Source organism: Georgenia sp. Z1344 (assembly GCF_049856295.1).
In the GTDB taxonomy this organism is placed as follows: Bacteria; Actinomycetota; Actinomycetes; order Actinomycetales; family Actinomycetaceae; genus JB111.
In genome coordinates this window covers 74,831-100,801 of the sequence record NZ_JBNDMZ010000010.1, presented here as the reverse complement: position 1 = coordinate 100,801, position 25,971 = coordinate 74,831, and the positions used below count along the sequence as shown (strand labels likewise).

The following is a 25,971-nucleotide window of genomic DNA, read 5'->3' as shown; positions in this document are numbered from 1 at the left end:
TCAGGTGTTCTTCCGCGGGTCGATGGCGTCCCGGACGCCGTCCCCGATCGCCATCGCCGACAGGACGGTGACGGCGATCATCAGACCGGCCGGCACCCACAGCCACGGCATCGACGACAGGACGGTGAGGGACTGGGCCTCGTTGAGCATGTTGCCCCAGCTGGACTCCGGGGGCTGGACGCCGGCGCCGAGGAACGACAGCGAGGACTCGAGGAGCACGGACTCCGCCACGAGCAGGGTCGCCGAGACGACGATCGGGGGCAGCACGCCGGGCACGAGGTGCCTCATGAGGATGAACCCGGTCCGCGAGCCGAGGGCCCGCGCGGCCTGGACGAACTCCTCCTCCCGGAGACTGAGCACCACGCCTCTCGCGATGCGCGCAGGCGTGGGCCACGCGAGGCCGGCGATGACGATGATGAGCATCGGCACGCTCGGTCCGATGACGCCGGCCAGGACGATGATGACGAGCACCGGCGGCACCGAGAGCATGATGTCGATGACGCGGCTGATGATCCCGTCGACGATGCCGCCGAACCATCCGGCGACGACGCCGGCCAGCGTGCCGATGACCACCGCCATGAGCGCGGCGAGGAAGCCCACCATGAGCGAGATCTGGCCGCCCGCGAGCAGCCGGCTGAAGACGTCGCGCCCGGTCGAGTCCGTGCCGAGCCAGTGCTCCCCGGACGGCGGCTGGCGGACGTTCGTCAGGTCGATCGCGTTCGGCGGGTGCGGGCTGATGTACGGGGCGAGCACGCTCGCGAGCACGGTGATGACCAGGGCGATGACGCCGATCACCGCGATCGGGTTCTTGAGGAACCGGCGCACCGCGAGCTTGTCGGGGGACGACTCCGACTGCGTCCCGGCGACGTCGGCCCCCGTGACGGGACCGGGGCTCTGGCCCGGGGACAGGTCGACGCTCGAGGCGGGACCGGGGGTCTGGCTCGTCATCGTGCGGTCCTCACCCTCGGGTCGATGATCGTGTAGGACAGGTCGGCGATGAGGTTGCAGATGAGCACGAGCACCGCGATGTAGAGCCCGAACCCGATGAGCACCGGGTAGTCGCGCTGCCCGAGGGCGTCGATCGCCAGCTGACCCATCCCGGGCCACGAGAAGATCTGCTCGAGCACGACCGCACCGGACAGGGCGATCGGGATCGTCATCGCGAGCACCGTGACCAGCGACATCAGGCTGTTGCGCAGGGCGTGCCGCAGGGCCCGTGCCCGGGTGCCGCCCTTCGCGATGATCGTGCGGACGTAGTCCTTGTTCAGCTCCTCGAGCACGCCGCTGCGCACGTACCGGATGAAGTTGGCCGCGTTGGCCAGGGCGAGCAGGCCCACCGGCATGATCATGTGGAGCAGCAGGTCGCCGAGGTCGTCGCGACCCGGCGAGTGCATCCCCGAGGAGGGCAGGACCTGCATCCGCACCGCGAAGGTGTAGATGGCGAGCATGCCGAGGAAGAAGCTCGGGACGGCGATCGCGATGACGCTCACCGAGCTGATCGTGTAGTCGGCGATCGTGTTGCGGCGCACGGCGGCGATGACGCCGGCCGGGACCGCGACGATCAGACCGATGGTCAGGGCGCTGCCCATGAGCAGGGCCGTGGGGCCCAGCCGGTCGGCGAGGAGGTCGCCGACCGGCCGGCCGTTGGTGTACGAGTAGCCGAGATCCCCCGTCAGGAGCCCACCGAGCCAGCGCCAGAACTGCACGACGATCGGCTGGTCGAGACCGAACCTCTCGCGGACCGACGCGAGGTACGCGTCGCGTTGGGCTCCGGCCAGCTCCGGCGGCACCATCATCTCGATGGGGTCGCCGGGTGCGAGCCGGACCAGCGCGAACAGTCCGATGGCGATGAGCAGGAAGACAGCCACGCTCGAGAGGAGACGTGGGACGAGGGCTCTCAGCATGCAGCTACTCCGTCACGGTCCACTCGGCGACGTTCCAGAAGCCGTTGGCGAAGTCGCCGTGCGGCTCGAAGCCCTGGAGGCGGTCGCTCGACGCCCACAGCGTGTCGGGGACGTAGAGCCAGAGGTAGGGCACCAGCTGGTTGTCCATGCGGACGGCGTCCTGGTAGATCGACTCGCGCTCGCCCTCGTCGGCGGTGACGGCGCCCTCGGCGAGCAGGGCGTCGAGCTCCTCGTTGCAGAACAGGGACGTGTTGCCTCCGGCGGGGAAGACGTTGTCGCAGGTCAGCGCGTTGGCAGAGACCGTCGGGTCGGGGGTGTAGAAGCCACCGCCCGAGACCATGAGGTCGTACTCCGCGTTCTCGATCATCGAGAGCTGGTTCGCGCTCTCGATCTGCTGCGCGACGGCGTTGACGCCGATCGCGTTGAGGTTCTCGATGGCGACCTGGACGGCGGCGTCACGATCGGCCGTCCCGGGGATGTAGCTGATCGCGACCTCCTGGTCGAAGTCGAAGCCCGCCTCCTCGAGGAGCGCCGTCGCCTCCTCCGGGTTGTAGTCGTACGTCTCGAGGTCGTCGGGCAGCGCCCACGGCGTCATGATCGTGCTGTTGATCGTCTCGCCGTGGCCGCCGAGGATGCCGTCGATGATGCCCTGGCGGTCGATGGCCATGAGGAACGCCTGACGGATCCGCTCGTCCTCGAACTTGGTGAAGTTGACGAGCAGGCGGAGGAACCCGGGCGACGGCGCCGAGCCGACGGTGACGCCGTCGAGCCCCTCGACCGTCTCGAGGTCCTGCGGCGCGATCTGGACGAGGTCGATCTCGCCGGTGGCGAGCTGCGCGGTCGCGACGTCGGTCGTGAGCATCTGGAGGTAGAGGGTGTCGATGCCGACCTCGGTCCAGTAGTTGGGGTTGGCCTCGAGGACGACGTTCTGGTCGGTGTTGAACTCCTGCATGACGTAGGGGCCGGAGCTCACGGTCGGCATCGTCCAGAACTCGTGCTCCATGATCTCGCCGGGCGCGACCTCGCCGAGGACGTGCTCGGGGAGGATCCCGAAGCCGATGCCGAACTCCGCGAGGTACCCGGGGGTCGGGTCGGTGAGCGTGATCGACACCGTCTGCTCGTCCTCCGCCACGAGGCCCTCGAGCGTCTCGGCCGAGCCGTCCTGGACCGCGTCGAACCCGACGACGTTGTCGAAGGGGGCGACGTTGGGGCTGGCGACGTCCGGGTTGGCGAACAGGTTGTACGTGAAGACGACGTCGTCCGCGGTGATCGGCTCACCGTCGCTCCACTCGAGTCCCTCGCGCAGGTGGAACGTGTAGGTGGTCGCGTCGTCCGAGACGTCCCACGACTCGGCGATGCGCGGGACCGGCTCGAAGTCCGGGCCCAGGTTGAACAGGCCGTCGTAGACGAGCGACATCGTCAGCTGCTCGGCACCCTGGCCGGGCGCGAGCGGGTTGAACTGGACGGGCGCCTGGTACAGGTAGAGGTTCGCCGACGTGGCCTCGCCCCCGTCCGACCCGGACTCGCCGCCGTCACCGTCGTCGCCGCCGCCCCCGCAGGCGGCGAGCAGGGCCGTCGTGAGGCCGACTGCCACGACACTCTTCGCGATTCGTGATCGCATCATTGCTCCTCGTGATCGGGTGGTGCTGGTGCGGGCGGCGACTATGCCGCCACGATGGGGGTGGTGAGGGACCCGAGTCCCTCGACCGCGGCGACCATGGTGTCGCCGGGCTGGAGGAAGACGCCGGTGGTGGCACCGACGCCGGACGGTGTGCCGGTGAGGATGACGTCACCGGGGTTGAGGGTCATGAGTCGCGAGCTGAAGGACACCAGCTCGGCGACGGTGTGGACCATGTCGGTCGAGCTCCCCCGCTGCATGACCTGTCCGTTGAGCTCGAGCGTCAGCCCGAGGTTCTGTGGGTCGGGCACCTCGTCGCTCGTGACGAGGTAGGGGCCCAGCGGCGCGGAGCCGTCGAGCCACTTGCCCTCGAGCCAGTCGAAGAACCCGGTCGCCGCCTCGCCGTCGCGCTCGACACCCAGGTCGAGGCTGCGCGCCGAGATGTCGTTGCTCGTGGCGTAGCCGAACACGTGCTCCAGCGCCCGGTCCACCGGCACACCCTGGGCACGCCGGCCGATGACCGCGGCGATCTCGACCTCCCAGTCGAGCTGGCTCGTGATCGGGTTGAGCGCCACCGGGGCGCCCGGGCCCGTGATCGAGGTGTCGGGCTTGAGGAAGAGCCGCGGCGTCGCGGTGGACTGCTTGCGCGCCTCGAACCCGGCCTCCTTGACGTGCTCCTGGTAGTTCGCGGCGACCGCGAGCACCTTGCCCGGGGCGAGCAGCGGGGCGAGGATGCGCGCGCCGTCGAGCGGGCGTCGGCCCGCCTCGGCCGTGCCGGCCTCTCCCCGGACGACGGCGGTCAGGTCCCCGTCGCCGGTGACGACGATCTCGTCGCCCTCGACGTACCCGTGCCGGACCGCGCCGTCCTCGTCGAACGTCAACCACTTCATGTCCGCTCCTTCCTCACCAGCTGGTCTCTGCCGTCGCACCGGACCGCGCCGAACCGGCGATCGCGGACAGGGTCTCGGTCGCCTCGTCCGGCGCGACGTCCGCGCCGGGCAGGCCGAAGGGCACCGCGCGCACGCCGGCCGCGGTGCGGACGTCGAGCTCGGGGCTCAGGAGGTCGACGAGCACCGACCCGTGCGTGCCGACGATCCGGACGGCGGCGCGCAGATACTCCCGGCGCTCCCCCGCGACCAGGGAGAGGTGGGCGCTCACCGCGACCCCGTGGTCGGCGCGACCGAGGAACGTCGCGGCGCCCGTGTCGGCACTCGCGTGGGCCTGGAGCGTGACCGAGGTCGGGCCGGTCGCGCCGCGCAGGACCTCGATCGCGTCCGGGCCGAGCTCGCTCAGCGCGTCCCCCGGGCCGGTCGCGACGAGATCGAGGGCGACGGCGCGCAGGAGCCCGATCTCGCCGCTGCGGACCGCGGCGAGCGCGCGCGTGAGGCCCGGGCGGGTGGCCAGCGGTCCGGTCATGACAGGGCTCCGATCTCGATCGTGCGGCCCGTGCGCAGGGACTCCTCGGACGCCGCGGCGATGTCGACGGCGTGGATCGCCGCCGAGACCGGCGGGACGACCTCGGCCTCGCTGCGCGCCGCGGCGACGAACGCCTCGAGCTCGCGGACGAAGGTGCGGGGGCCGGACCCGTCGACGCCCCAGGCGGTGAGGCCGGTGTCGGTCCAGGCGAGGACGCCCTCGGCGTCCCACGAGCGCGTGAGGACGCCGTCGGTGCCCACCACGGTGAGCTCGAGGTAGGACGCGCTGCGGGGCCGCTCGCCGCGGCTGATCTCGCAGACGGCCGCGGCGCCGCTCGCGAAGCCGAGCCCCATGACGAGGTAGTCGTAGATGTCGAGCGCCTCGCTCGTGGCGTGCTGCCCCACCGAGTGGACGCTCGTGGCGGGCTCGCCGATCCACCAGCTCGCGAGGTCGACGAGGTGGACGCCGTTGTGCAGGGAGTGGCCGCCGGACAGGGCGGGGTCGAGCACCCAGGCCTGCCAGCCGGGCCAGATCCAGCCGCCGTTGATGACGACCCGGACGAACCGGGGCGTGCCGATCTCCCCGGCGTCGATGACCTCGCGGATCGCGAGGCTCTGGTCGGAGAACCGGTGGCTGTGGCCCACGGCGAGCGCGAGCCCGCGCGCCTCGGCCTCGGCGGCGACGCCGCGCGCCCCCTCCGGGGTCAGCGCCAGCGGCTTCTCCATCAGCAGGTGCCTGCCGGCCTGAAGGACCTGGTGGCCCAGCTTCTCGTGCGTCATGTTCGGGGTGCAGACGATGACGGCCTCGACCTCGTCGTCCGCGAGGAGCTCCTCGACCGACCCGTAGCCGGCGCAGCGCTCGGTGTGCGCCACCTCGGCGGCACGGGCGGCGTCCAGGTCGCACACCGCGACGAGCCGCGCGCCGGGCATCGTGCGCAGCGCGGCCATGTGGGACAGGGCGATGCCGCCGACCCCCACGATCCCGACGCCGAGCGGCGTCTTGTCCTCGTTCACTGCTCTCTCCCTCTGATGAGCGCTCCCGGGCGGGCGCCGGTCAGGCGCCCGGAGTCGACGACGGCGATGCCGCCCACGTACACGTGGTCGAGCCCGACGGACGGCCGGGCCGGGTCCCCGAACGTGGCCGCGGAGTCGAAGGCCTGGTCGTCGAGGACGACGAGGTCGGCCCGCCGCCCGGGCACGATCCCGCTGCTGATGCCGGCACGCGCGGCGGGCGCCGTCGAGAGCCGGCGCACGGTCTCGCCGATCGCGGTCCCGCGGTGCCGCAGCATGCGGTACCCCGCGGAGAAGGCACCCCACGAGCGGGGGTGGGCCACGGACGCGCGGTGGGTGCGGTCGAGCGCGGTGCCGTCGGAGGCGATCGAGACCCAGTCGGTGGCGAGCATGAGGTCGATGTCGCTCCACCGGCCGCTCTCGGCCGCGACGTCGACGAGGCCGCGGTTGGCGACGAGGAGGTCGACGAGCCAGAGCCAGGGGTCCCCGGGCGCCTCCGTGAGGTCCGATCCGACGGCCTCGGGCGTCTCGGTCGCCTTCATCACGAGGATCTGGTCGAGGCCGTACCCGGCGGCGGCGAGCTCCCTCGCGACCGCGCCCGGGTCGGTGAGGCAGGCCGCGACCACGGCGTCCGGCCCGCCGTCGCGGAGCTCGGGCGGAAGCAGCTGGGTGAGCGTGGTGTGGCCGTGGACGTAGGGGTACGCGTCGGCGTCGATGTCGACGGACTCCCGCAGCGCCGCGAGGTGGGCGAGCGCCTCCGGGAACCCGTGCTGCCCGCCGATGCCCCGCAGGTGGGAGACCTGGAGCCTCGGCCCGCCCTCGCCGGACGCACCGGCCAGCTCGTCGATCGAGCGCCGCAGGGACCCGGCGCGGTAGTCGCGCAGGTGCGCCGAGAGCAGGCCGTCGTGCGCGGCGACGATCCGGGCGACGGCGGCGAGCTCGTCCGCACCGGCCGAGGCGCCGGGCGCGTACATCAGCCCGAGGCTCACGCCGACGACGCCGGCCGCGAAGGCGTCCTCGACCTCCCGCTCGAGGGCGGCGAGCCCGTCGTCGTCGAGCGGGTCCGTGCTCGTGCCGGTCACGGCGAACCGTGCGGATCCGTGCCCGACCTGGGCGGCGACGTTGGTCGCCGTCTCGCAGTCGTCGAGCGCCTGGAGCCAGCCGGCGACGTCGGTCCAGGTCCACCCGAGGTCGGGCGTGACGTCGATCGTGCTGATGACTCGGGCGAGGCCGGCGGCGTCGGCGTTCCCGGGGGCCGGGCTCATGCCGCAGTTCCCCACCACCTCGGTGGTCACTCCCTGACCGACCCTGCTCTCGTTGCCCGGGTAGGCGAGCAGGCTGAGGTCGGAGTGGCAGTGGAGGTCGACGAACCCGGGGGCGACGACCCGGTCCGTGCAGTCGACGATCTCCGCGTCGTACCCGCCGGCGGGCCGCTCGCGCGCCGGGACGACGGCGGAGACCCGTCCGTCGGCGACGAGCACGTCACCGAGGAAGGGGTCGCCGCCGAGCCCGTCGGCCACGAGGCCTCCGGTCAGCACGGTCGAGGAGATCGGGGACATGTCAGGCGTTCGCCGCCTGCGCCGCGAAGATCCCCTCGCGCGCCATCGCACCGAGGACGTCCTCGGCCTGGGCGAGCGTGCGGTCGACGTCGGCCTCGGTGTGCGCGAGCGAGATGTGGTTCCGCTTGAGCGCCATCGGGTACATGAACGAGCCCTTGTCGATCATGCGGCGGTGGAAGGTCGCGTAGGCGTGGTCGTCGTTGCGCAGCAGGTCGCGGTAGCCACGCACCTCGCCGTCGAGGAAGTACGGGATGAAGACGGAGCCGAGACCGGTGACGTGCGCGGCGATCCCGGCGTCGTCGGCGATCTGCTGGAGACCCACGCGCATCCGGTCGCCGAGGCGGCCCACGTGACCGTAGAAGTCGACCTCGGGGTCCTTGAGGACCTCGATCGTGGCGATGGCGGCGGCCATCGACGCGGCGTTCCCGTTGAAGGTGCCGGCGAGCATGACCGAGCCGCCGGCGGGCGTGAAGTGGGACATCGCCTCGGTGGAGCCGGCGAGGCCCGCGACCGGGAACCCGTTGCCCATCGCCTTGCCGAAGGTGGTGAGGTCCGGGGTGACGCCGCACAGCTCCTGGTACCCGCCGAGCGCGTGCCGGAAGCCGGAGATCACCTCGTCGAAGATCAGGAGGCTGCCGTGCGCCCGTGTGATCTCGCGCAGGCCCTCGAGGAACTCCTGCTCGGGCAGGAGCGCGCCGACGTTGTGGGGCACGGGCTCGAGGATGACGGCGGCGATCTGCTCGGGGTGCCGGGCGAAGTGCTCCTGCACCGAGGCGAGGTCGTTGAACTCGGCGATCAGCGTGTGGTCGATGGCGTCGTCGAGGATTCCCGAGGAGTTCGGGTCGCGGCCCCAGGCGAGGTCGGGGCTCGAGATGACGTTGCGGGCGAGCGCGTCGTAGGACCCGTGGAAGTTGCCCTGGAACTTGAGGATGAAGGGGCGCCCCGTCGCGCCACGGGCGAGACGGACGGCCTGGAACGTGGCCTCCGACCCGCTCATCGTGGAGATGACCATCTCGGCGCTCGGGATGGCGTCGACCACGAGCCGGGCGAGCTCGACCTCGAGCTCCGTGGTCCCGACGCCCACGAGGTCGATGTCGGCGATCGCGCGGGTGACGGCGTCGTTGACCCGCTCGTCGCTGTGGCCGAGCAGGATCGCCCCGAAGGCGGCGTGGTAGTCGGTGTAGACGCCACCGTCCATGTCGGTCATCGTGGCGCCCTTGGCCGACCGCCAGGCCCATGGTGCGCCGATGCTGCGGGTGGCGGAGTTGACCCCGCCCGGGATGATGCGCTCGGCAGCCTCGGCGAGGCTGCGGGAGACGGATGTCACGAGGTGCTCCTAGGTGTCGAAGAGTGCGTGCCGGCGGGAGCGGTGAGCTCGAGCATCGTCAGCGCGTCGCAGTGGATGATCCGCTCGATCGTGTCGTCGGCCACGAACGGCAGGTTCCCGGCGCGGAACCGGGCGATCGCGCGCAGGTTGGCGAGCGCCTGCGCGGGGGTCCAGAGGGGGTAGTCGGAGCCGAACACGAGCTTGTCGACCGTGCGCCACTCCTGGGCGCCGACGAATGCGAAGAACGCGTCCATCGGCCGGGACGGGACGCCCGACACGTCGGCGAAGACGCGCGGGTTCTTGCGCAGCACGACGTTCGTGTCGCGCTGCCAGGGGTGGCCCATGTGCGCCATGACCTGGGTGAGGTCCGGGTGGCGGCGGGCGACCTCGTCGATGACCATCGGCTGGCTGACCGCGAGCCGGCCGACGGGGCTGGGGGTGGCGCCCATGTGCCACAGGGCGACCATGCCGTTCGCCCGAAGCGTCGTGTAGAAGTCGTCGAACTCGTCGGCGAGCGGGTCGAACAGCGACAGGACCGGGTAGAGCTTGACACCCTGGAAGCCGAGCTCGACGGCCTCGTCGAGCTGGTCGCGCCAGTCGGCGTCGAGCGGGTCGATCGAGCAGAACGGGATCGCCGGGGTCTGCATCCGTGCCACGAAGTCGGCGACGAAGCGGTTCGGCGTGCGCACCCCGGCCTGCGACGCCGCGAGGCCGAAGACGACCGCGACGTCGACGCCGGCCTCCTGCATGACCTGGTCGTAGGACTCGGGCGTGACCACCGGGTAGGGCTCGCCGCCGTAGGCGCCCTGCCAGTGGTCCTCGTGCTCGCTCCCCCAGTGCTCCGGCTGGTGGCAGTGGCTGTGGACGTCGACGATCATGCGGTGGCCATCCGGGGGCGCAGCGGCTCGAGCGCGGCGTCGAAACCGGGCGCCGCGACGAGCTCGGCCGCCGCGGCGTTGAGGACGGGGAGGAGCGTCGCACGGGCCGGCTCCTCGAGCTCGGCGCTCGGGGCGGAGACGGACATCGCCAACGTGGGGGCGCCGTGCGTCGGCAGGAGGACGGCCATGCAGGTGACGCCGCGGTTGCGCTCCTCGTCGTCGACGCTGTAGCCGTCCCGGCGGATCCGCTCGAGCTCGTCGACGATGCCGGCCCGGGTGGTGATCGTGCGTGCGGTCCAGCTCGAGTAGGGCTCGGACTCCGGGAGGTGGGCGTCGATGGCGTCCTCCGGGAGGACCGACATGAGCAGCTTGCCGAGTCCGGTGCAGTACGCGTGGTCGAGCGTGCCGCCGGTGGCGAAGCGGAGCGCGCGCTGCGGCTCCGCCACGTGCAGGTGGAGGACCGAGGGGCCCTCGAGGAGGCCGACGTTTGCGGTGAAGCCCACCTCGTCGGCGAGCCGGCTGAGGACCGGGGCCGCGACGTCGGACATGCTCGGCGGCCGGTAGCCCTCGGCGATCTCGTGGACGGCATGCCCGATCGAGTACGCCGGGTGCTCGCCGGAGCGGCGGACGAACCCCTCCTCCTCCATCACCTGGAGGAGGCGGACCGCGGTCGACTTCGGCAGCTCGAGCTCCGTGGCGATCGAGGCCAGCGTGAGGGGGGCGGGTGCCTTGCCGAGCAGTCGCAAGATCGCCAGGGCTCGGACGAGCCCTTGCGAGTGATACGACTTGGCACGCTGTTCCATGTCGGGGACCGTAACAGGGGATCGGCCACATGGAAACACATTCCATGTCACGAATGCGTGTCGCGACGTGGCACGCGGAGTGCGATGAGACCTCCATGCTCGGGCACATCACGATTCGGTCACGCGACATGACACTCTCGACATGGAACGGGGGTCCATGCTGATAGTTGCGTCTCAACGGTCGGCAAAGGAGCCACTCGTGATCGCCCTCCCCTTGGTCAGGTTCAGTCCCTCTACTCACCGGCGGTGGCTCGGTCTCGCCACCGCTGCGCTCCTCGCGCTCGTCCTGGCACTGGCGCCAGTGGCGGTGCTACGCGGGTCTCCCGCCGCTGCGGCGCCCGCGGACGGTGCCGTGCGCACGTTCGACGACGAGCCGCTCGGCGAGCCACCCGCGGACTGCCGGATCATCGGTGACGTCACCGTCGCCGAGGCCGCCTTCGGCGGCGCGGCCGAGACGAACCAGGCGATGCGGGTGGTCGACCAGAGCAGCTCGGTCTACACCCGAGCCTGGTGCACCTACCCCCAGACCGAGGAGCGGTCCGTCTCCTACCGGTTCTCTCCCGCCGAGTTCAACGCCGGCCCCTACGTCGCCATCCAAGGTGCCGAGGGCACCAGTGCCAACGGCGTCTGGCGGTTCACCTTCAACCGCGACGGGGACGACATCCGGATCGCGGCCTACGACGGGTCCAGCTTCGCCGACGTCGCCCGGGTCGCGGGTGGCGCGGCACTCAACGAGTGGGTGGACGTCACCATCAACGCCACGACCGAGCGCGCCGAGATCATCGTCAACGGCGTCCGGTTCCAGACCGAGAGGCGCAACGCACCCTCGCCCACGTTGGGCGAGATCTACTTCGGGTCCGCCGGCGCCAGCGCCGTCGGCGTCGACTACTACATCGACGACCTCGCCGTCTCCGGCGAGCTGCCCGACGATGCCTTCGCGGGCCTCGCCGTCGAGCCCCTCCTCGACGACTTCATCGACGCCGGCGAGGTCGTGGACCTGTCCGTCGCGCGCGTCCAACTGCCCGAGGGCGCCGACGTCGCGGACTACACCGCGGTCGCCGAGTGGCAGGGCGAAACCATCCCCGCCGAGCTCACAGGCCCCGACGACGACGGCTGGGCGACCATCTCGATCTCCCACACCTTCGGTGACGGGGAGCGCGGGATCCTGCGCACGATCGTCACCGGCCCGGACGGGACCGAGTCGGTGGCCGCGCAGTCCGTCGGCGCGAGCTCCAGGATTCAGCCGGACGTCATCATCGCGGAGGGCGACGGCGACGAGCGGCCCTTCTTCCCGGAGGTCGCACGCCTCGACGACGGACGCCTGGTCACCGTCTACTACTGGTCGAACGGGCACTCGCCGGGCGACGGCGGTGATCCCGGTCAGATCCGGTGGACCGAGAGCACCGACGGGGGGCTGACCTGGTCGGAGCCGCGGGTCGTCATCGACACGCCCGACGACGACCGCGACCCCCAGATCACGCAGCTGCGCGACGGCACCATCGTGCTCACCTGGTTCCAGACGGACTGGACCGACTATCCCGCCGAGGGCGCCACGATCGACACCTACGTGGCACGCTCCGAGGACGGCGGCACGACGTGGTCCGACCCCGCCCTCGTCGAGACGTCGATGAGCTGCGGCTGCGGGCCCCGCAGCGGCCACTACCTCCTCGGCTGGGCGGCCGAGTCCGGCAACGTCGTCGAGCTGGACAACGGCGACCTGCTCGTCCCCCTGTACGGGACGCGCCCCGATGCCGCGCTGAGCCGCGCCAGCGTCGTGCGCAGCACGGACGGCGGACGGACCTGGCCGCTGGAGAACGAGGTGATGATCCCGTCGGAGCCCGGGGTCGGCCTCTCCGAGATCGAGGTGGCCGTCCTGGACGACGACCACCTGACCGCCGTCATCCGGCCCGGCCTCGTCAGCGAGTCGTTCGACCACGGTCGCACGTGGTCCGTCGCGAGCCCGGTCCCGTGGAGCATGCAGGCTCCCGACATCCTCACGCTGCCCGGCGGCCGGATGCTGCTCACGTACGGCGGCAACGACTACGGGTCCAGCGAACCCGTCGTCGGCCGGCTCGCGCACCCGGGGCAGGCCTGGACCGACACGACTCCCGTGCTCCTGTACATGTCGCGGCAGAACGTCGACCAGGGCGATCCGAGCTCCGCCGTCGTCTCCGGCGACGAGTACCTCACGGTGAGCTACGACACGAACATCAACGCCGTCGTCGGCACGTTCAGCTCCCTGGGTGACTATCCCGCGGACCCGAACGAGCCCGAGCCGGTGGCGGGGTCGATCACGGCGTCCGTCGAGGACGTTGACGGTGCTGCTGTTGCCGGTGGCGCGATCACGGTCGTGGCGCCCGGTGACGGTGAGGAGATCACGGTCGTCGACGGCGGAGAGGCCGACCTGGCCGAGGCCGACGGCGTCATCACGGTGGTCGTCGAGGGCGCCGGGGACTACGAGGTCACGCTGACCGGCGTGCCCGAGGGCTACGAGCACGAGGCGACCACGGCCACTGCCGCGATCACCGAGGAGACGCCCGACGTCACGCTCGACCCGTTCCTCGTCACGCTCATCGACGACGAGGAGCCGGGCGAGCCCGGGGAGCCGGACCCTGAGCCCGTTCCGCCGTCGCCGGGTCGTGGGTTCTACCTCAACGACGACTGGGACATCTGGGCCGACCACGAGTTCAGCTTCGGCCGCCCCGGCGACGAGGTCCTCGTCGGTGACTGGGACGGCGACGGCTCCGACACCCTCGCGGTCAGGCGTGGGAACGCGTACTACCTGTCCAACACCCTCTACGGCGGGACGGCGGACGTGGAGCTGACCTTCGGCCGCTCCGGCGACACCGTCCTCGTGGGCGACTGGGACGGCGACGGGTCCGACTCCTTCGCCATCCGACGCGGGAACTCCTACTTCCTCACCAACCGGCTCACCGGCGGGAACGCGGAGACCGAGCTGGACTACGGCCGGGCGTCCGACCAGGTCCTCGTCGGTGACTACGACGCCGACTCCGTGGACACGTTCGCCGTGCGGCGCGGCACCACCTACTACGTCTCCAACTCGCTGACCTCGGGTTGGGCGGACGCGCAGTTCGACTACGGCCGGGCGAACGACCAGGTCCTCGTGGGCGACTGGGACGGCGACGGCGCAGACACCTTCGCCTCCCGACGCGGGAACCAGTACCTCGTGTCCAACACCCTCACAGGCGGGTGGGCCGACATCGAGCAGTTCTACGGCCGCACCGGCGACGAGGTCGTCGTCGGCGACTGGAACCGCGACGGCACCGACACCCTCGGCATCCGCCGCTGACAAACCCCCGATCACCGACGTCCCCACCGCCCCCGGGCGGGCCCCCCGCATGACCCCAGGCGCCGCCACACCGTGCCGGCCGCACCACCGAGGAGGAAGTGGAAGAGATGAAACTCCGCAGATCGCGTCCACGACGCGCCGCGCTCGCGGCCGCCGTGGCCGCCTGTGCCCTGACGCTGGTGTCGGGCGCCGTCGTACCGAGCTCACCGGCCGTAGCGGCGCCGGCCGACGGCACCGTGCGCACCTTCGACGACGAACCGCTCGGCGAGCCACCCGCGGACTGCCGCATCATCGGCGACGTCACCGTCGCCGAGGCGGCCTTCGGCGGCGCCGCCGAGACCAACCGGGCGATGCGCGTGGTCGACCAGGACAACTCTGTCTACACGCGCGCCTGGTGCAACTACCCCCAGACCGAGGAACGCTCGGTCTCCTACCGGTTCTCCCCCGCCCAGATCAACGCCGGCCCCTACGTGGCCATCCAGGGCGCACCGGGCACCAGCGCCAACGGCGTCTGGCGGTTCACGTTCAACCGCGACGGCGACGACATCCGCGTCGCCGCCTACGACGGGTCGAGCTTCGCCGACGTCGCCACGATCCCGGGAGGTGCCACCCTCAACGAGTGGGTCGACGTCACCATCAACGCGACCACCGAGCGCGCCGAGCTCGTCCTCAACGGCGTCCGCTTCGAGACCGACCGACGCAACGCCGAGTCGCCCACGATGGGCGAGATCTTCTTCGGGTCCGCCGGACAGAGTCCCGTCGGCGTCGACTACTACATCGACGACCTCGCCGTCTCCGGCGAGCTGCCCGAGGACGCCTTCGCCGGCCTCACCATCGAGTCCACCTTCGACGACAGCGGCCTCGCCGTCGGCACGGAGGTCACCGACGAGCCCATCGCCCGGTTCGTGCTCCCCGAGGGCGCGGACGTCGCGGACTACACGGCGGTCGCCGAGTGGCAGGGCGAGACCATCCCGGCCGTGCTCAGCGGGCCCGACGAGGACGGGTGGGTGACGGTGTCGATCTCGCACACCTTCGCCCAGGCCGGCGTCAACACGCTGCGCACGGTCGTCACCGACACCGCCGGCAACGAGTCCGACAGCACCCAGGAGGTCACGGTCGCCGGCGAGTTCGACACGCTCACCTTCGAAAACGACGACGTCGGGTCCGTGCCGGCCGAGTGCTCCACGCTCGACGGCTACGACCCGGCGCTCGTCAGCGACGAGGCCGCGTCCGAGGGCGAGCGCTCGCTCCGTGTGCAGGACACGAGCTCCGACGCGGCCGTCGGCGTGACCTGCCCGGTGGCTCCCCAACAGGGCGCCTACCTCGCCTTCGACGTCAACCCCACGGCACTCGAGGGATTCACGTTCGACATCGTCGGCGACTCCCTGCTCCCGACCGGCCACCCGGCCAACTCGCTGTTCCGCCTGCGGGTGATCGACGACGGCAGCATCCAGTGGTACGAGCAGTGGACGAGGACCTGGCGCGAGCTGGCCCCGGCCGGCAGCGTCCCGCTCGGCGAGTGGTCGCAGATCGAGGTGGCGGTGCCGAGCGACAACGCCGCCGCGCGGGTGAGTGTCGGCGGCGAGTACGTCGGCTCCGCGGGGTCGACGATCGGCAACAACTCGGGCGCGACCAACGCGGTCACGGCCATCACCGGGCTCGCATTCACCACGGGTGCGACCGGCGTCGGGGCTGCGGTCGACGATCTCTTCATCGACGACGTCACGTTCGGCACGGCCGAGGAGACCCCGGCCGAGGCGGTCGGCACCGCGCCGTTCACCATCGGCGACACCGTGACGATCGACGACGACGGCGAGGATCTCGGCTTCCCCCTCGGCGGGATCCTCGTCCCGACCGACGACGGCGGACGTCGCATCATCTTCCCGTACTCGGCCAGCCCGGACCGCATCGACGCCTCCGGCTTCCTCTTCGGGATGTCGGACGACGACGGCGCGAGCTGGACCCCCGCCGTGGACCTCAACCCCATGCCGGACGCCTCGGGCATCACCGTGTCGAGGCTCCGCAACGGCGACATCATCGCGGTCGACTTCAACACGTTCATGGTGGACGGGAGCGGCAACCAGCAGGCCACCGTGGAGACCGCGGTCTCCTCCGACGGCGGCACGACCTGGGAGTACCGCGACGGTGTGCTCGACACGCCCGAGCCGATGCGGCCGATCGGCGCCACCTCACCGCGGCCGGGGACGACGCTGGGCGGCTTCGTGCTGCTCCACACCCTGCTCGAGGACCCCGACGGGACGCTGTACATCTCGGCCTACGGGTACTACGAGGGCGACGAGAACTACCGCCAGCTCCTGCTCGTCTCCGAGGACGGCGGCATCAACTGGGACGTCGCGGGCACGGCCGCCGAGCCGGACCCGGAGCTCGCCGACGTCACCGCCTACGACGGACCGAGCGAGGGCGCGGTCGAGCGGCTCGCCGACGGTTCGCTGTACATGGTCATGCGCACCGGCTGGCACCTGCCGATGCTCCACTCGCGCTCGACGGACGACGGCGCGACCTGGAGCGAGCCGGAGCCGATCGACGTCGGCCCGGCCGGGCAGGACCTGGAGAGCGTCCAGCCCACGATGGAGATGCTCCCCTCGGGCGAGCTGCTCCTCATGGTGGGGCGGCCCGGGCTCGTGCTCACGATGTCCGAGAGCGGGCGCGGGGACGACTGGAGCGTCCCGGTCGGCGTCGACTACAACAACTCCGAGAACGGCGCCTTCACGGTGCTCGACTCGATGAACGTCGTCGTCGCCGGTGACCGCGGGCGTGTGGCGCCGTGGGAGGTGTGGTCGCGGAACGTCTCGATCGCACCGCCGTGCGAGCAGACGATCACCGGCGCCCACGACGGATCGGTCACCGCCGGCGCGGGCGGGCTCTGCCTCGACGACGCGAGCGTCACCGGCGACGTCACCGTCGCGGACGGTGGCAGGCTCATCGTCCAGGACTCCGAGGTCACCGGTTCTGTCACCACCAACGGCGCCTCCGTCGTCGCGATCTGCGGGTCCGGCGTCACCGGACCGGTGAGCATCGCTGGTACGACCGGCCAGGTCTCGGTGGGCGACACGACCGCCGGGTGTGAGCAGTCGACGATCGGGGGCACGCTCAGCGTCACCGGCACGGCGGGCCCTGTCGTCATCGACCGCTCGGAGGTCGCCGACGACGTGACGATCGCGGACAACAGCGGCCGCATGGCGACCATCCTCTCCGGTCTTACCGTCGACGGCTCGCTGGCCTGCACGGGCAACGCGGTCGTCCCGACGGACTCGGGCGTGCCCTTCACGGTCGCGGGCGCGGCCAGCGGGCAGTGCGGGACCGACGAGCCCGAGCCGGTGGTGGTGACTCCTGAGGACGTGGTGTTCACGGACGAGGACGGGACCGACGCGGACACCTTCACGGTTCCCGAGGTCGAGGGCGTGGAGTACCTGGTCGGCGACGAGGTCGTCGAGGCGGGCACGCACCCCGGTGAGGGGACCGTGACCGTCACGGCGCGCGCCGCCGACGGGTACGAGCTGGCCGAGGATGCCACCACCGAGTGGAGCCACACCTTCGACGACAGCACGACGCCGGACCCCGACCCCGAGCCGGTCCCCCCGACCCCGGGTCGTGGGTTCTACCTCAACGACGGCTGGGACATCTGGGCCGACCACGAGTTCTCCTTCGGCCGCCCCGGCGACCAGGTGCTCGTGGGCGACTGGGACGGCAACGGGTCCGACACGCTCGCCGTGCGCCGCGGGAACGCCTATTTCCTGTCCAACTCCCTCTACGGGGGCAACGCGGACATCGAGCTGACCTTCGGCCGCTCCGGGGACACCGTGCTCGTGGGTGACTGGGACGGTGACGGCGTGGACTCCTTCGCCGTTCGTCGCGGTAACTCGTACTTCCTGACCAACTCGCTTGCGGGTGGGGACGCGGAGACCGAGCTGGACTACGGCCGCGCCAATGACCAGGTCCTGGTCGGTGACTACGACGGCGACGGGACGGACACGTTCGCGGTGCGTCGTGGGGCCCGGTACTTCGTGTCCAACAGCCTGGCCAGTGGCTGGGCGGATGCGGAGTTCACCTACGGGCGCGGCAACGACCAGGTGCTCGTGGGTGACTGGGACGGGGACGGGAGCGACACGTTCGCCTCGCGTCGCGGGAACCTGTACCTGATGTCGAACACCCTCACGGGTGGTTGGGCGGACCAGGAGGTTCGTTACGGCCGGTCGGGTGACGAGGTCTTCGTCGGTGACTGGAACGGCGACGGCTCCGACACGTTGGGTGTCCGCCGCTGACTGCCGGTTGCTCGTCCGTGAGTGACGAGTGAGCGGCTGTCGGTTCGACCAGTGAGCGGGCCCCGCACCCATCAGGGTGCGGGGCCCGCTTCGTCGTCCCCGGGGCGACGCGCTCACTCGTTGGGAGGACTTCCCCTCACTCGCCGGGCGGGCGGGCGAGCGAACGGACCACTGTCCAGCACGAACGAGCGCCGCCCGGTCTGTGACCGGGCGGCGCTCACTCGTCGTCGGAGCTGGTGCTCGCGTATGCGGCGGACGACTCGCGCCGCACGCTCGTCCTACCTGCGCTGACGCGAGACCGCCACGACGATCTCGATGAAGCCGCGCAGCACGGCGACCTTGAGGAGCACGACGGCGAGGCTGAGCACCCACTGCACCCACAGGCCGGCCGGGGCATCGCCGTAAGCGCTCGTCAGGGTGAAGATCTCGCCGATCCACTCGACGGCGAGGATCGCCACGCCGATGTAGAAGATCGTCGAGGCGAATCGCGCGACGGCCGACTCGGTGAAGCTGCCGGAGAAGAGGGCGGAGAAGACGTTCCCCTGGCCCTGGGCCTGCGGCGCGTACTGCTGACCCGGCGCACCGTAGCCGGCGGGGGCCTGTCCCGGCTGCCCCTGGGCGTAGCCGCCCGTCTGGCCGTAGCCGGCCCCGGGGGCGGGCTGGCCGTAGCCCTGCGGCTGCTGTCCGTACCCGTGGTCGGGGCCGGGCTGCCCGCCGGGGCCGGGCGCCGATGCTGCCGAGGGGTTGTACTCAGTCACTGTCTCTCCTGGAGTCGTTGAGGATGGGCCGCGAGGGACCATATCGGACCCGCGACAGCACAAACGAACCGGCCGCGCCTGACGCGCGCGGCCGGTTCGTCGGTGGGACCGAGGTCAGTCGCGCGTGAGCTTGCGGTAGGTGACGGAGTGGGGGCGCACGGCCTCCGGGCCGAGGCGCTGGACCTTGTTGGCCTCGTAGGACTCGAAGTTGCCCTCGAACCAGTACCAGCTGGCCGGGTTCTCCTCGGTGCCCTCCCACGCGAGGATGTGCGTGGCGACGCGGTCGAGGAACCACCGGTCGTGCGTGACGACGACCGCGCAGCCGGGGAACTCGAGCAGGGCGTTCTCCAGGGAGCCGAGGGTCTCGACGTCGAGGTCGTTGGTGGGCTCGTCGAGGAGCAGGAGGTTGCCGCCCTGCTTGAGCGTGAGCGCGAGGTTGAGGCGGTTGCGCTCACCGCCGGACAGCACGCCGGCCCGCTTCTGCTGGTCCGGCCCCTTGAAGCCGAACGCCGAGACGTACGCGCGCGAGGGCATCTCGACGTTGCCGACTTGGATGTAGTCCATCCCGTCCGAGACGACCTCCCAGAGGCTCTTGTCCGGGTCGATGCCGCCGCGCGACTGGTCGACGTAGCTGATCTTCACCGTCTCGCCGATCGTCAGGTCGCCGGAGTCCAGCGGCTCCAGGCCGACGATCGTCTTGAACAGCGTCGTCTTGCCGACACCGTTGGGGCCGATGACGCCGACGATGCCGTTGCGCGGGAGGCTGAAGGAGAGTCCGTCGATGAGCACGCGGTCGTCGAAGCCCTTGTGCAGGTCGCGCGCCTCGATGACCACGCTGCCGAGCCGCGGACCGGGCGGGATCTGGATCTCCTCGAAGTCGAGCTTCCTCGTGCGCTCGGCCTCGGCGGCCATCTCCTCGTAGCGGGCGAGTCGCGCCTTCGACTTGGCCTGCCGGCCCTTGGCGTTGGAGCGCACCCACTCGAGCTCGTCGGCCAGGCGCTTGGCCATCTTGGCGTCCTTCTTGCCCTGGACCTCGAGGCGCTGCTGCTTCTTCTCCAGGTACGTGGAGTAGTTGCCCTCGTACGGGTAGAGGCGGCCGCGGTCGACCTCGGCGATCCACTCGGCCACGTGGTCGAGGAAGTACCGGTCGTGCGTGACGGCGATGACGGCGCCGGGGTACTTCGACAGGTGCTGCTCGAGCCAGAGGACGGACTCGGCGTCGAGGTGGTTGGTGGGCTCGTCGAGGAGCAGGAGGTCGGGCTGCTCGAGCAGGAGCTTGCACAGCGCGACGCGGCGGCGCTCACCACCCGAGAGGTTGGTGACCGGCGAGTCCGGCGGCGGGCAGCGCAGCGCGTCCATGGCCTGCGCGAGCTGGGCGTCGATGTCCCACGCGTTGGCGGCGTCGATCTCGGTCTGGAGCTTGCCCATCTCCTCCATGAGCGCGTCGAAGTCGGCGTCCGGCTCGGCCATCTCGTTGCCGATCTCGTTGAACCGCTCGACCTTGCCCAGGATCTCGCCCACACCCTCCTGGACGTTGCCGAGGACGGTCTTCTCCTCGTTGAGCGGCGGCTCCTGCAGGAGGATGCCCACGGTGTGACCGGGGGTGAGGACGGCGTCGCCGTTCGACGGCTGGTCGAGGCCGGCCATGATCTTGAGGATCGTGGACTTCCCCGCGCCGTTCGGACCGACCATGCCGATCTTGGCGCCCGGGTAGAACGACATCGTCACGTCGTCGAGGATGACCTTGTCCCCGTGGGCCTTGCGGGCCCGGACCATGGAGTAGATGTACTCGGCCACGTAGCTCCCTCTCGATCGGGTGGTGGGGTGTGCCCGGCCCGTGCGGCCGCGGCGCTGTCCCCCAGCGTAGGCGAGGCGGGGGAACCGGGCCCAACCCGTCCTCGCATCCGACCCGGGAGGCGCCGACCTGTCGACGACGATCACCCCGGGCGTCCGACCACTCTCCCCGCGCGGCCGGACGCCCCGGGCGGTCAGAAGGCCGACTCGAGCTCGCGGTCGACCTCGAGGGGCTCGGACTCGATCCCGTGACCGGTCTCGACGCCGTCGGCCTCGTCGACCTCCGGCGCACCGGAGAGATCGCCGTCCGACGACGCCGGACCCTGCTGCTCGCCCTGGCCCGCCGTTCCGTTGTCGACCTTCGTGTAGGTGGTCAGCCCGCGGGACATCTCGAGAGCGACGGACTCGCCATTGATGACGAGGTTGGTGCGCTCCCCGCCGTCCTTGCCGGTCCACGTCTCGGTGGCGAGGTTCCCGCGTACGAGCACGGGCGTCCCCTTCTTGACTGACGCCCCGATGTGGGGCGCCATCCGGCCGAAGTTCTTGACGTTGAACCACTGGGTGGGTCCGTCCACCCAGGTGTTGCTCACGGTGTCGAACTTGCGCGGGGTCGAACCGAGGCGGAACGACACCCAGGGCGTCCCGGACTCGGTGGTACGGAGGATGGCGTCGGCGGCGGCGTTGCCGCGCACCGTCACCTGGATCTCGTTGGACATGACGTGCTCCTTCGCTGCCGGCGCCGTGCCGACTCGCGCCCACCGTGGCGTGAGGGACCCACTCGATGTGCGGACCGTCGTCGGGGGCTGTGGACGAGGGTGCAGTCCGCGGACCTGTGGGGACGTCGTGGCGGGCGGGACGGCCCTGAGCCGCGCTCTCGACGAGGAGCGAGACCCCGAGCCGCGCTCTCGGCAGAAGGTCGAGGCGCTACCCCGCACTCTCGACCAGAAGGCGGGGCTCCCAACCGCAATCTCGGCGGGCACCAACCGCAATCTCGACGACGACGAACCGCAATCTCGACGACAGGTGAGTGATGGGGACTGTCAGGCGAGGGCCGTGCGGAGGGACTCGTGATCGGCGAGGACCGGCTCGGCGGGCTCGCGCAGGGCGGAGCGCCCCACGTCGCGCAGCCGGGAGTCGAGCTCGCGGGAGTAGCCGGTCGCGCGCTCGTCGGCCGCCGTGGCCCTCACCCTCGGCGCCGCGAGGAGCAGACCCGCCCCGACGCCGGCGAGCACCACGGCCCCGAGCACCCATGCGACCAGCGGCAGGGACGCAATCAGCCCGACGACCACCACGACGACCGCCAGCGCGAGCGCCACCGCGCCCCCGATCTGCAGCCCGCGGGCGCGGGGCACGTCGGTGGCGGGCAGCGGGACCTCCGCGACGGCGGCGTCCACCGCGCGGGCCAGGTCCGGCGCGTCGGTGACGGCGTCGTCGAGCGACCTCGACCACCGCTCGGGCACGCCCGCGGTGACCTCGGCGAGCCAGTCGCCGCGCACGTCGGCCACGGCGAGCGGTCGGACCGGCTCGGGCCTCGCGGCCGCGCCGCCCGAACGGACGGCGGTGCGCACCGAGTCGGCGGCGGCCTCGGTCCCGACGGCGCGGGAGAGGTGGGCGCCCACGGCGTCGTCGGCGGGCGGGGTGATCTGCCGGTCGGCGACCTGGTCGGCGAGGCGCTCGGCGAGGCGGTCGATCCCGGCGTCGAGCGTGGCCGACGAAGTCGTGGGACGCACGAGCGCGCGGGCGAGGAACTCCCGCACGTCGGCGACCCCCTCCCCCGTCAGCGCGGAGGCGGTGAGGATCTCGACCCCGTCGAGGCCGTCGCGGCGCAGCACCTCCCGCACGTCCTCGACGACGACGTCGACGTCCTGCTCGCGCAGGTTGTCGATCTGGTTGACCACCACGAGCATGTGCTCCTCGCGGCCGCGCAGGTGCGTGAGGTAGTTGTCGTGGAGGACGTGGTCGGCGTACTTCTGCGGGTCGACGATCCAGACGAGGACGTCGACGAGCGGCAGCATCCGCTCGACGATCCGCTGGTTGGACTCCGAGCGGGAGTCGTGGTCCGGCAGGTCGAGGAGGACGAGGCCGTGCAGGAGCTCCTCGTCCGAGGCGTCGAGCAGCGACTCGCGCGTCACCCGGCGACCGGGCTCGACGAGGAGGAAGTCGAGCAGACGTGTCGCGTCCGGACCCCACACACAGGCCGTGGGCTCCTCGGTGGTCGGGCGCAGCGGCCCCACCTCGGCCACCTCGAGCGTGGCGATCTGGTTGAACATCGACGACTTGCCCGAGCCGGTCCCGCCGACGAGCGCGACGACCGCGTGGTCCACGCCGAGCTCGAGCCGGTCGAGCAGCTCCGCGCACCGCTCGCGCGCGGTGGCCGCGGCCTCGGCGTCCACCCGGTCGCCGGCACGGTCGAGCGCCTCGGTGAGGGCGCCGATGCGGGCACGCAGCCGCTCGGCGACGGGACGGTCGGAGGCGGCCGCGATCGGTGCGGTCTGGGTCACGTGAACTCCTTGAGCTCGCCCGCGCGGAGGCGGACGGCGGTGCCGGGGTCGACGGCGAGGTCCGCAAGGACGTCGGCGTAGGGGCGGGCGACGTCGCGGACGGCGCCCTGGGCCAGGTCGGTCAGGCTCTCGCGGGCGCCGGTCACGAGCCGCTCCCCGTCGGCCGGGAACAGCCCACGCAGCGCGGTGGCGGGGCCGGCGAGGCCCACGGCAGCGGCGCGCACGAGGCCGGCGACCCCGTCGGCCCCGAGCACGTCGCCCGCCGTCGTCCCGGACGCGACCGGGTCGACGGCCGCTGAGACCGAGGCCTGCCACGCCTCGACAGCGCGCTCGGCGAGCGCCTCGGGGCCGCGCGCGCGGCGGACCCGCTCGCCGGCGAGGATCTCGGCGGCACCCCCGGCCTCCCAGCGCGAGGTCATCGCCGAGTCAGCGGCGCGCACGTGCCGCAGGATCGTGTCGTGGACGGGGCCGTCGACCTGGGCGCCCACGCTGACGGCGGCGGCCCGGCGTTCCTCGTTGACCCGCGCGCGACCGGAGCGCAGCCGCTCGGGACGGGTGGCGACCCGGGCGAGCGGACCGCCGGTCGAGGCGAGCGCGAGCCAGCGCGTGGTGGGCGATCCGTGCCCGAGCGACGGGTCGGTCACGGCCTCGCGGACGTCCGCCAGCGGTCCGGCGATCGCGTCGTCGACCAGCCCGGTCAGCTCCTCGGCGCGCCGCACCTGCGCGTCGGCGGCGTCGGCGATCGCGAGCAGGTCGGCGCGAAGGGCCGCCCACGTGGTCCGGGTCGTGTGCCGGCGCAGCATCGACCCCGCCCGGGAGCGCGCGACGAGGCCGAGCCACTGCCGCAGCTCGGAGACCCTCTCGGGCGGGAGCGGACCGTGGTTCGGTCCGACGTCGGGCACCACGAAGATCGGGGCGTCCGAGGCGCCGAGGGCCTGGAGCCTCCTGGTGAGGTCCTGCTCGACCTCGCGCCGGACCCGGTCGTTGGCCCGGTTGAGGACGACCGCGACCGTCACCCCGCGCGCCTGCGCGGCGGCGAGCGCCGACCACGGCAGCTCGTCGCCGTACCGCACGGGGGTGGTGACGAATACCCACAGGTCGGCGGCCTCGACGAGCCGCGCGGACAGCTGCCGGTTGCGCGCCTCGACCGAGTCGAGGTCCGGGGCGTCGAGCACGGCCACGCCCCGCGGGACCTGATCGGTCGGCGCGAGGCGGGCCAGCTCGAGAAGCGGGTTGTCCACGAGCGCGTCGGCGTCGTCGGGGTGCGCCGCGAGGATCGCGGTGCGCGTGGTGGGCCGGAGCACGCCGGCGAGGGAGATCTCGTCGCCCACGAGTGAGTTGAGCAGGGTCGACTTGCCGGCCCCCGAGGAGCCGCCCAGCACGACCACCGCCGGCGCCGAGTCCTCGCGCAGGCGCGGCAGGAGGCGGACCTCGAGCTCCGTGAGCACGCGTCGTCGCCGCCCGCGCGCCTCCTCGGCGCCCGGGATGTCGAGCGGGAGCCGCAGCTCGCGCAGGTCGCTCAGCGTGTCGGCGATGACGGCCACCCGGGGTAGACGGTCGGGGGTGTCGCCCGCCTGCGCGGACCGGCGGGCGACGTCGGGCGTCGCAGCGCGTCGGTTCTCGGGGGTGGGCACATGGGTCATTGTGGCCGCCCGCGCGGTGTCGGTGCATGTCCGCACCGCCCGGCGCGCCGCGACGTTCGTGACACGTGGCCCGTCGGTTCGTGACACGTGGCCCGTCGATGCATGACAAATGTCGGAGACCGGCGGACGTCGCGCTCCTACTGTCGTCAGCGTCCCACCAGCCAGGAGAGGCGCCATGACGCAGCAGGCCGAGCACGTCCCACCCACCCCCGTCCCCGACAGCGCCGTACTCGTGGTCGACGAGGTCGTCCGCAGGTTCGGCGACCTCACCGCCGTCGGCGGCGTGAGCTTCCACATCGACAAGGGCGAGACCTTCGGTCTCCTCGGGCCGAACGGCGCCGGGAAGACGACGACGATCTCGATGGTCGCCGGGCTCATCCCCGCCGACTCCGGGACCGTGACGATCGCCGGCGAACGGGTCGGCCCGCACGCCGTCGAGCCGAAGCGTCACATCGGGCTCGTCCCCCAGGACCTCGCGATCTACCCCGAGCTCACAGCGCGCGAGAACCTCGTGTACTTCGGCCGCCTCCAGGGCATCGCCGGCTCCGAGCTCAAGGGCCGGGTCGACGAGGTGCTCGAGCTCATCGGCCTGACCGACCGCGCGAAGGACCAGACGAAGAACTACTCCGGCGGCATGCAGCGCCGCCTCAACATCGGCATCGGCCTGCTCCACCGCCCCGAGCTGCTCATCCTCGACGAGCCGACGGTCGGCGTGGACCCGCAGTCGCGCAACTCGATCCTCGAGTCGGTCGAGAAGCTCTCGGTCGAGGGCATGGCCGTGCTGTACACGACCCACTACATGGAGGAGGCCGAGCGGCTCTGCGACCGGATCGCGATCGTCGACGCCGGGCGGATCCAGGCGGAGGGCACGCGCGAGGAGCTCACGCGGATCGTGGGCGGGGTCGACCAGATCGTCCTGTCCGGCACCGGGGACACCGAGGCGGCGGCCGCCGCCCTGCGGGAGCTCGCCGCGGTCGAGAAGGTCGACGTCGAACGGCGCACCCTGCGCCTGACCGTCCGTGACGCGCCCGCCGTGGTCGCGGACGTCGTCACGCGGGCCACCGGCGCCGGGCTCACGCTCTCCGACGTCGAGATCTCGCGCCCCGACCTCGAGTCCGTCTTCCTCCACCTGACCGGGAAGGCGCTGAGGGACTGACATGCGGACCA

The 25,971-nt window shown here is 71.8% G+C and carries 18 protein-coding genes; 3 read left to right on the top strand and 15 right to left on the bottom strand.

Going from position 1 to position 25,971, the window contains the following annotated elements; all coding sequences use genetic code 11:
- From opp4C to ACPYO6_RS12175, 10 genes are all read right to left on the bottom strand, one after another.
- Positions 1 to 948, bottom strand: coding sequence for an oligopeptide ABC transporter permease (gene opp4C, locus ACPYO6_RS12220; RefSeq protein ID WP_425714943.1), 948 nt, complete (start codon positions 946 to 948; stop codon positions 1 to 3).
- Positions 945 to 1,904: an ABC transporter permease gene (locus tag ACPYO6_RS12215; RefSeq protein ID WP_425714944.1), complete on the bottom strand. Its 960-nt coding sequence runs from the start codon at positions 1,902 to 1,904 to the stop codon at positions 945 to 947. Before ACPYO6_RS12215 ends, opp4C begins: the two co-directional genes overlap by 4 nt.
- Before the next feature lie 4 nt (positions 1,905 to 1,908).
- Positions 1,909 to 3,498, bottom strand: coding sequence for an ABC transporter substrate-binding protein (locus ACPYO6_RS12210; RefSeq protein ID WP_425714946.1), 1,590 nt, complete (start codon positions 3,496 to 3,498; stop codon positions 1,909 to 1,911).
- 68 nt (positions 3,499 to 3,566) lie between these two features.
- On the bottom strand, positions 3,567 to 4,412 hold the full coding sequence (locus tag ACPYO6_RS12205; RefSeq protein WP_425714948.1) for a fumarylacetoacetate hydrolase family protein: 846 nt from the start codon (positions 4,410 to 4,412) through the stop codon (positions 3,567 to 3,569).
- A 13-nt stretch (positions 4,413 to 4,425) separates the two neighbouring features.
- Entirely contained in the window at positions 4,426 to 4,938 is a 513-nt protein-coding gene (locus ACPYO6_RS12200) for a hypothetical protein (RefSeq protein ID WP_425714949.1), read from the bottom strand.
- Positions 4,935 to 5,951 carry a Gfo/Idh/MocA family protein gene (locus ACPYO6_RS12195; protein WP_425714950.1) on the bottom strand — a complete coding sequence of 339 codons (1,017 nt, stop codon included), beginning with the start codon at positions 5,949 to 5,951 and terminating at the stop codon, positions 4,935 to 4,937. The genes ACPYO6_RS12200 and ACPYO6_RS12195 overlap by 4 nt, the downstream gene beginning before the upstream one ends.
- Complete coding sequence (locus ACPYO6_RS12190) at positions 5,948 to 7,507, bottom strand: N-acyl-D-amino-acid deacylase family protein (protein WP_425714951.1); 1,560 nt, start codon at positions 7,505 to 7,507, stop codon at positions 5,948 to 5,950. Before ACPYO6_RS12190 ends, ACPYO6_RS12195 begins: the two co-directional genes overlap by 4 nt.
- Before the next feature lies 1 nt (position 7,508).
- Positions 7,509 to 8,834: an aspartate aminotransferase family protein gene (locus ACPYO6_RS12185; protein ID WP_425714952.1), complete on the bottom strand. Its 1,326-nt coding sequence runs from the start codon at positions 8,832 to 8,834 to the stop codon at positions 7,509 to 7,511.
- Positions 8,831 to 9,712 carry an amidohydrolase family protein gene (locus ACPYO6_RS12180; RefSeq protein WP_425714953.1) on the bottom strand — a complete coding sequence of 294 codons (882 nt, stop codon included), beginning with the start codon at positions 9,710 to 9,712 and terminating at the stop codon, positions 8,831 to 8,833. Before ACPYO6_RS12180 ends, ACPYO6_RS12185 begins: the two co-directional genes overlap by 4 nt.
- Positions 9,709 to 10,515 (bottom strand): IclR family transcriptional regulator, encoded by an 807-nt coding sequence (locus ACPYO6_RS12175; RefSeq protein WP_425714954.1) that lies wholly within the window; start codon positions 10,513 to 10,515, stop codon positions 9,709 to 9,711. Before ACPYO6_RS12175 ends, ACPYO6_RS12180 begins: the two co-directional genes overlap by 4 nt.
- A 199-nt stretch (positions 10,516 to 10,714) precedes the next feature.
- Here ACPYO6_RS12175 and ACPYO6_RS12170 point away from each other — a divergent pair, with 199 nt between their 5' ends.
- The gene (locus ACPYO6_RS12170) at positions 10,715 to 13,825 is read left to right on the top strand and encodes a sialidase family protein (protein WP_425714955.1); all 3,111 of its coding nucleotides are present in this window, start codon (positions 10,715 to 10,717) and stop codon (positions 13,823 to 13,825) included.
- A gap of 107 nt (positions 13,826 to 13,932) precedes the next feature.
- Positions 13,933 to 18,108: an exo-alpha-sialidase gene (locus tag ACPYO6_RS12165; protein ID WP_425714956.1), complete on the top strand. Its 4,176-nt coding sequence runs from the start codon at positions 13,933 to 13,935 to the stop codon at positions 18,106 to 18,108.
- Positions 18,109 to 18,386: 278 nt separating this feature from the next.
- Here ACPYO6_RS12165 and ACPYO6_RS12160 read toward each other — a convergent pair whose 3' ends face one another.
- The 5 genes from ACPYO6_RS12160 to ACPYO6_RS12140 all read right to left on the bottom strand — a co-directional run bounded on the left by ACPYO6_RS12160 (position 18,387) and on the right by ACPYO6_RS12140 (position 24,795).
- A complete protein-coding gene (locus tag ACPYO6_RS12160) occupies positions 18,387 to 18,866 on the bottom strand; it encodes a DUF4282 domain-containing protein (protein ID WP_425714957.1) in 480 nt (159 codons plus the stop codon).
- Between the two features lie 114 nt (positions 18,867 to 18,980).
- The gene (gene ettA, locus ACPYO6_RS12155) at positions 18,981 to 20,663 is read right to left on the bottom strand and encodes an energy-dependent translational throttle protein EttA (RefSeq protein WP_425714958.1); all 1,683 of its coding nucleotides are present in this window, start codon (positions 20,661 to 20,663) and stop codon (positions 18,981 to 18,983) included.
- A gap of 191 nt (positions 20,664 to 20,854) precedes the next feature.
- A complete protein-coding gene (locus tag ACPYO6_RS12150; RefSeq protein ID WP_425714959.1) occupies positions 20,855 to 21,376 on the bottom strand; it encodes a single-stranded DNA-binding protein in 522 nt (173 codons plus the stop codon).
- Between the two features lie 324 nt (positions 21,377 to 21,700).
- Complete coding sequence (locus ACPYO6_RS12145; RefSeq protein WP_425714960.1) at positions 21,701 to 23,161, bottom strand: GTPase; 1,461 nt, start codon at positions 23,159 to 23,161, stop codon at positions 21,701 to 21,703.
- Positions 23,158 to 24,795 (bottom strand): hypothetical protein, encoded by a 1,638-nt coding sequence (locus ACPYO6_RS12140; RefSeq protein ID WP_425714961.1) that lies wholly within the window; start codon positions 24,793 to 24,795, stop codon positions 23,158 to 23,160. The genes ACPYO6_RS12145 and ACPYO6_RS12140 overlap by 4 nt, the downstream gene beginning before the upstream one ends.
- A 184-nt stretch (positions 24,796 to 24,979) precedes the next feature.
- Between ACPYO6_RS12140 and ACPYO6_RS12135 the strand changes: the two genes are divergently transcribed.
- Complete coding sequence (locus ACPYO6_RS12135) at positions 24,980 to 25,960, top strand: ABC transporter ATP-binding protein (RefSeq protein ID WP_425714963.1); 981 nt, start codon at positions 24,980 to 24,982, stop codon at positions 25,958 to 25,960.
- Positions 25,961 to 25,971: the final 11 nt, after the last annotated feature.

What these genes read in the sequence shown, in the direction of transcription:
- opp4C (WP_425714943.1), bottom strand. Translation starts at nt 948, where the DNA reads ATGACGAGCCAGACCCCCGGTCCCGCCTCGAGCGTCGACCTGTCCCCG.
- ACPYO6_RS12215 (WP_425714944.1), bottom strand. Translation starts at nt 1,904, where the DNA reads ATGCTGAGAGCCCTCGTCCCACGTCTCCTCTCGAGCGTGGCTGTCTTC.
- ACPYO6_RS12205 (WP_425714948.1), bottom strand. Translation starts at nt 4,412, where the DNA reads ATGAAGTGGTTGACGTTCGACGAGGACGGCGCGGTCCGGCACGGGTAC.
- ACPYO6_RS12200 (WP_425714949.1), bottom strand. Translation starts at nt 4,938, where the DNA reads ATGACCGGACCGCTGGCCACCCGCCCGGGCCTCACGCGCGCGCTCGCC.
- ACPYO6_RS12190 (WP_425714951.1), bottom strand. Translation starts at nt 7,507, where the DNA reads ATGTCCCCGATCTCCTCGACCGTGCTGACCGGAGGCCTCGTGGCCGAC.
- ACPYO6_RS12180 (WP_425714953.1), bottom strand. Translation starts at nt 9,712, where the DNA reads ATGATCGTCGACGTCCACAGCCACTGCCACCAGCCGGAGCACTGGGGG.
- ACPYO6_RS12175 (WP_425714954.1), bottom strand. Translation starts at nt 10,515, where the DNA reads ATGGAACAGCGTGCCAAGTCGTATCACTCGCAAGGGCTCGTCCGAGCC.
- ACPYO6_RS12165 (WP_425714956.1), top strand. Translation starts at nt 13,933, where the DNA reads ATGAAACTCCGCAGATCGCGTCCACGACGCGCCGCGCTCGCGGCCGCC.
- ACPYO6_RS12150 (WP_425714959.1), bottom strand. Translation starts at nt 21,376, where the DNA reads ATGTCCAACGAGATCCAGGTGACGGTGCGCGGCAACGCCGCCGCCGAC.
- ACPYO6_RS12135 (WP_425714963.1), top strand. Translation starts at nt 24,980, where the DNA reads ATGACGCAGCAGGCCGAGCACGTCCCACCCACCCCCGTCCCCGACAGC.